Raw genomic sequence first — 4,582 nt, forward strand, 5'->3', positions numbered from 1 at the left:
GAGGCTGGTCACCCTGTCCGCTGAGGATCCCCGGACCGGCCGGGCCACCCAGGTCACTCCGCTCGCCCTGCAGCGGCTGACGGCACTGGGCTGGCCCGCGATCGAGGTCCAGCAGGTCGAGGGCTGGTCCGTGCGGTTCTCCTCCGGCATCACCCGGCGCGCGAACAGCGTGCTGTCCACCTCGATGCCGCGGGACCCCGCCGAGATCTCCGCGGCCGTCGACGAGGTGGAACGGCGCGCCGCCGAGCGCTGGCTGGCCCCGACCTTCCAGGTCTGGCAGCCGGCGTCGGGGACGTGGCCCGGTTCCGCGGCCGTGCCCGGACCGGACGGCACGGCCGGCGAGGACGACGACTTCCTCGAGGGGCAGCAGCGACTGGCCGACCTGCTCGAGCGGCGGGGTTACGAGAGCGTCGCCCCGACGCGGGTGCTGTGGCTGGGCCGTGAGGACATCCCGCAGCACACGGCCTGGGACCCGCGCGTGGGGATCGCCGAGACCCTCTCCGACGCCTGGCTGGACGCCCACATGGGCACCTCGGCCGACGCGATCGACCCCGCCAGCCGCATGGTCTACCGCCGCCTCCTGGCCGGCGGCAGCAGCCGGTTCTTCGACTACCCGGACGAGGACGGGACGCTGGCCGCGATCGCCAAGCTCTCCATCGTGCACGAGACGCCGGAACGGTCCTTCGGGGGCGTGTACGCCGTGAAGGTGCGCAAGGACCTGCGCGGCCGGGGGATGGTCGGCCCGATCATCGACGCGATCTTCCACCACGCCGTCCGGATGGGCCTGGAGGGGATCTGGATGCAGGTGGAGGAACGCTCGGAGAAGGCGCTGGCGCTGGCCGAGGACCTGGGCTTCACGACGGCGGCGCGGTACCGGTACCTGACCCGGCCCGCCTGAGCGCAGGTCAGTCGACGACGACCAGGGCGTTGTCCCGCCGCCCGAAGGCGTGCATGACGAGCTCGCCGGCCGGCCCCGAGATGGTCCGGGAGGGCTCTCCCGGACCGGGCCTGCGCGCGACGACCCGCTGGCCGGTGCTGCGGGCCAGCACGATCCCGGTGTCCTCGGAGCGATAGCGCAGCCGGGCCGAGCGGGCCAGCTCGGTGAACAGGGCGTCGGCGTACTCCTCGGCGAGGTGCCGCGGGGCCCAGCGGTGCTGGGCGCGCCGCACGTCCTCGGTATGGACGTAGAACTCCAGCAGGTTGGTCGCCTGCGCGGCCCGTCGCACGGCCGGCAGGTGCTGCAGCCGCTCGGCGAGCCGGCGCCCCGCCGAGGGGCCCGCGCTGATCCGCGCCACGAGGTCCTGGTAGGCCTCCGGGGTCGCCGCCGAGTCCCCGAGGTCCATGGTCCGGCGCTCCAGCCGGGACTGGAGGGGCTTCACCACGAGCCCGGCCACCAGCGGCGACCCCTCGCGGAGAACTATGTGCGCGGCCAGGTGCTGGGTCTGCCAGCCCTCACAGAGTGTCGGCTGGCCGGGGCCGGCCGACAGCAACGCCTCCACGAGTGCGTCGCGGGACGCGGCGGTGAAGTCCCTCGACGGGGCCCTGTCAGTGTCGTTCGGCATAACACGCCCCACGCTACACGGCGCATAGACTGGACCACCATGGAACAACCCGCCACGCTCGATCCCGCCATCTCCCGCCTGCTCAAGAAGAACCCCGACGGACTCGTGGCGGCCATCGCCCAGCAGCACGACACTGGTGAGGTGCTGATGCTCGGCTGGATGGACGAGGAGGCGCTGCGCCGGACGCTGACCTCCGGCCGGGCGACGTACTACTCCCGGTCCCGCCAGGAGTACTGGCGCAAGGGGGACACCTCCGGGAACACGCAGGCCGTCGTCTCGGTGTCCCTGGACTGCGACGGCGACGCCCTGCTGGTGCACGTGGACCAGACCGGCCCGGCGTGCCACACCGGGACGCGGACCTGCTTCGACGGCCGGCGCCTGCCGACGCCGACCGCCCCGGCGCCGGGACCCACGACCTTCCCGATCGCGGGGCACCCCCATGCGTGAACTCGGCGGCATCACCCCCTCGGCCGGGGAGTTCGCCGTCCTGGCCCGCCAGCACCGGGTCATCCCGGTGACCATGACCCTGCTGGCGGACGGCCTCACCCCGGTGGGGATCTACCGCCGGCTGGCCGCCGACGTGCCCGGCACGTTCCTCATGGAGTCCGCGGCGCAGGGCGGGGTGTGGTCCCGGTACTCATTCATCGGAGCCGGCAGCTCCGCGACGCTGACCACGCGCCGCGTCGAGGGCGGGGACGGACAGGTCGGTGTCAGCGCCCAGTGGCTCGGCACCCCGCCGGCCGGGGTGCCGACCGAGGGTGACCCGCTGGAGGTGCTCCGCGCCACCCTGGACCACCTGGCCACGGATGCCTGGGACGGCCCGGGGTCGGACCGGCCGAACCTGCTGTCCGGGATGGCCGGCTTCCTCGGCTGGCCCACGGTGCGGCGCTGGGAGAGGCTGCCCTCCCCGCCGCCGGACGACCTCGGCCTGCCCGAGCTGGCCCTGAACCTGATCACCGACCTGGCCGTGCACGACAACGTCGACGGCACCGTGACCCTCGTGGCCAACGCCATCAACCGCGACGGGCTGGACTCCGGGGTGGAGGCGGCCCACGCCGACGCCGTCGCCCGCCTCGAGTCGATGGTCCGCCGGCTCACGGCACCCACCCACGACCCGGTCTCCACGGCCCCGCCGGGCTGGCCGGACCTCGCCCCCGGTGAGCTGGCGACCCACGTGCGGGACTCCTGGACGCAGGAGGGCTTCCTCGACGCCGTGGCCAAGGCCCAGCAGGCCATCACCGACGGCGAGGTGTTCCAGATCGTGGTGTCGCGGCGCTTCTCCGCGGCGACCGACGCCGGCGGACTGGACGTCTACCGCGTGCTGCGGGCCATGAACCCGAGCCCCTACATGTACCTGTTCACCTTCGAGCGGCCCGACGGCGGCCGGTACCAGATCGTCGGGTCCTCGCCCGAGGCCCTGGTCACGGTGAACGACGGCTCCGTGATCACGCACCCGATCGCCGGGTCCCGGCCCCGCGGGGCGACGGTGGCCGAGGACCACCTGCACGAGAAGGACCTCGTCAACGACCAGAAGGAGCGTGCCGAGCACCTGATGCTGGTCGACCTGTCCCGCAACGACCTGTCCAAGGTCTGCGTCCCGGGGTCCGTGTCGGTCACCCAGTTCATGGAGGTCGAGCGCTTCAGCCACATCATGCACCTGGTCTCCCACGTGGAGGGGCGGCTGGCCCCGGGCAGCCGGGCGCTGGACGTGCTGGCCGCCGCCTTCCCGGCCGGCACCCTGTCCGGCGCCCCGAAGCCCCGGGCCCTGCAACTGCTGGACGAGTGGGAGCCCCAGGAACGCGGACCGTACGGGGGCGTGGTGGGCTACTTCGACCTCGCCGGGAACATGGACATGGCGATCAACATCCGCTCGGCCCTGCTGGTGGACGGCACCGCGTACGTCCAGGCCGGTGCCGGGATCGTCGCGGACTCCGTCCCCGAGGCGGAGGCGGCCGAGACGGTCACCAAGTCCAGCGCGCCGATGCGCGCCGTGCTGGCCGCCGGCCGGTTGCGGACCCTGCAGGTGCCGGACGCCGGGGACGAGGACGCGCAGTGAGCCTGACGCGACGCACCGCCGTGCTGTGGGCCATCGCCGCCGGGGCCGTGATCCTCGGGTCGGGCGCCCAGACGTGGATCCAGGCCAGCGGGCTGGCCGGGGTCCCGGATGCCACGGTGACGACCACCGGGAACCAGGCCGCCGCCGTCGTGCCCGCGATGGCCCTGGTGGGGATGGCCTCGGGCGTCGCCCTCTCGATGGCCCGGCGCATCGGCCGGGTGGTGACCTCGGTGCTCCTGGTCCTGGCCGGGGTGGCCACCGGATGGTCCGCGGTGAACGCCACGCTCCGGCCGGCGGACGCCGCCCGGGCCCAGGTCTCCGCGGCCACCGGCACCACGGCCGACGCCGCCGCCTACGCCCTGACCTTCTGGCCCTGGGTCACCCTGGCGGCGGGCGTGCTGCTGGCGGCCTGCGGGATCGCCGTGCTGGTGGCCAGCCGCGGCTGGCGCGAGAACCGCCGCTACGACACCCGGGCCACCGCCGCGACGGCCGCCGGGACCGGTGCCGGCGACGGCACGGGGCCGGGGGCCACCGGGCCCGTCGACGAGATCGACGCCTGGGACGAGCTGACCCGTGGTGAGGACCCGACCTGACCGTGGCGCCCCGGCCGTGATCTGCCGTGATCTACGCAGGGCCGGGGCGGTTCCGTGGCAGAATGAACGGCAGAACCGATCAGCTTCCGCAGGAAAGGTACGGTCCATGACCACCACGCGCCCCACCTCCGACGACGACCTCGTCCTGAACGACCCGACGCACGCCGAGCCGCTGGGCCACGGCAACTCGCCGGCCGCCTGGACCCTCGTCCTGCTGCTCCTGCTAGGTGCGGTCCTGGTGTCCATCGGCATGCTCGCGGACCTGATGTTCCTCACCGTCGCCGGCATCGTCGCCGCGGTGGCCGGAGTGATCGCAGGCTTCGTCATGGGCAAGGCCGGCATGGGCACCAAGGGCCACGCCAAGGCCGCGC

6 protein-coding genes are annotated in these 4,582 nt (G+C 73.8%); 5 read left to right on the forward strand and 1 reads right to left on the reverse strand.

Annotation, left to right across the window (positions count from 1 at the left end):
* Positions 1–898, forward strand: an 898-nt coding sequence (locus PLJ28_RS14945) for a GNAT family N-acetyltransferase (RefSeq protein ID WP_324590348.1), incomplete at its 5' end; no start/stop codon positions are given.
* 7 nt (positions 899–905) lie between these two features.
* Here the strand turns inward: PLJ28_RS14945 and PLJ28_RS14950 are convergent.
* Positions 906–1,562, reverse strand: a complete 657-nt coding sequence (locus PLJ28_RS14950) for a TIGR03085 family metal-binding protein (RefSeq protein ID WP_298043673.1) — start codon at positions 1,560–1,562, stop codon at positions 906–908.
* 39 nt (positions 1,563–1,601) lie between these two features.
* Between PLJ28_RS14950 and hisI the strand changes: the two genes are divergently transcribed.
* The 4 genes from hisI to PLJ28_RS14970 all read left to right on the forward strand — a co-directional run.
* Positions 1,602–2,009: a phosphoribosyl-AMP cyclohydrolase gene (gene hisI, locus PLJ28_RS14955; protein WP_010142508.1), complete on the forward strand. Its 408-nt coding sequence runs from the start codon at positions 1,602–1,604 to the stop codon at positions 2,007–2,009.
* Positions 2,002–3,618, forward strand: coding sequence for an anthranilate synthase component I (locus PLJ28_RS14960; RefSeq protein WP_324590349.1), 1,617 nt, complete (start codon positions 2,002–2,004; stop codon positions 3,616–3,618). Before hisI ends, PLJ28_RS14960 begins: the two co-directional genes overlap by 8 nt.
* The gene (locus tag PLJ28_RS14965) at positions 3,615–4,211 is read left to right on the forward strand and encodes a Trp biosynthesis-associated membrane protein (RefSeq protein ID WP_298043681.1); all 597 of its coding nucleotides are present in this window, start codon (positions 3,615–3,617) and stop codon (positions 4,209–4,211) included. The genes PLJ28_RS14960 and PLJ28_RS14965 overlap by 4 nt, the downstream gene beginning before the upstream one ends.
* A gap of 106 nt (positions 4,212–4,317) precedes the next feature.
* Positions 4,318–4,582 (forward strand): HGxxPAAW family protein (locus PLJ28_RS14970; RefSeq protein ID WP_324590350.1); only part of this gene is annotated, 265 nt, incomplete at its 3' end.

This window comes from Citricoccus sp., from assembly GCF_035445025.1.
GTDB lineage: Bacteria > Actinomycetota > Actinomycetes > Actinomycetales > Micrococcaceae > Citricoccus.

Excerpts from the sequence above, each read along its gene's own strand:
- hisI (WP_010142508.1), top strand. The coding sequence starts at position 1,602 with ATGGAACAACCCGCCACGCTCGATCCCGCCATCTCCCGCCTGCTCAAG.
- PLJ28_RS14950 (WP_298043673.1), bottom strand. The coding sequence starts at position 1,562 with ATGCCGAACGACACTGACAGGGCCCCGTCGAGGGACTTCACCGCCGCG.
- PLJ28_RS14960 (WP_324590349.1), top strand. The coding sequence starts at position 2,002 with ATGCGTGAACTCGGCGGCATCACCCCCTCGGCCGGGGAGTTCGCCGTC.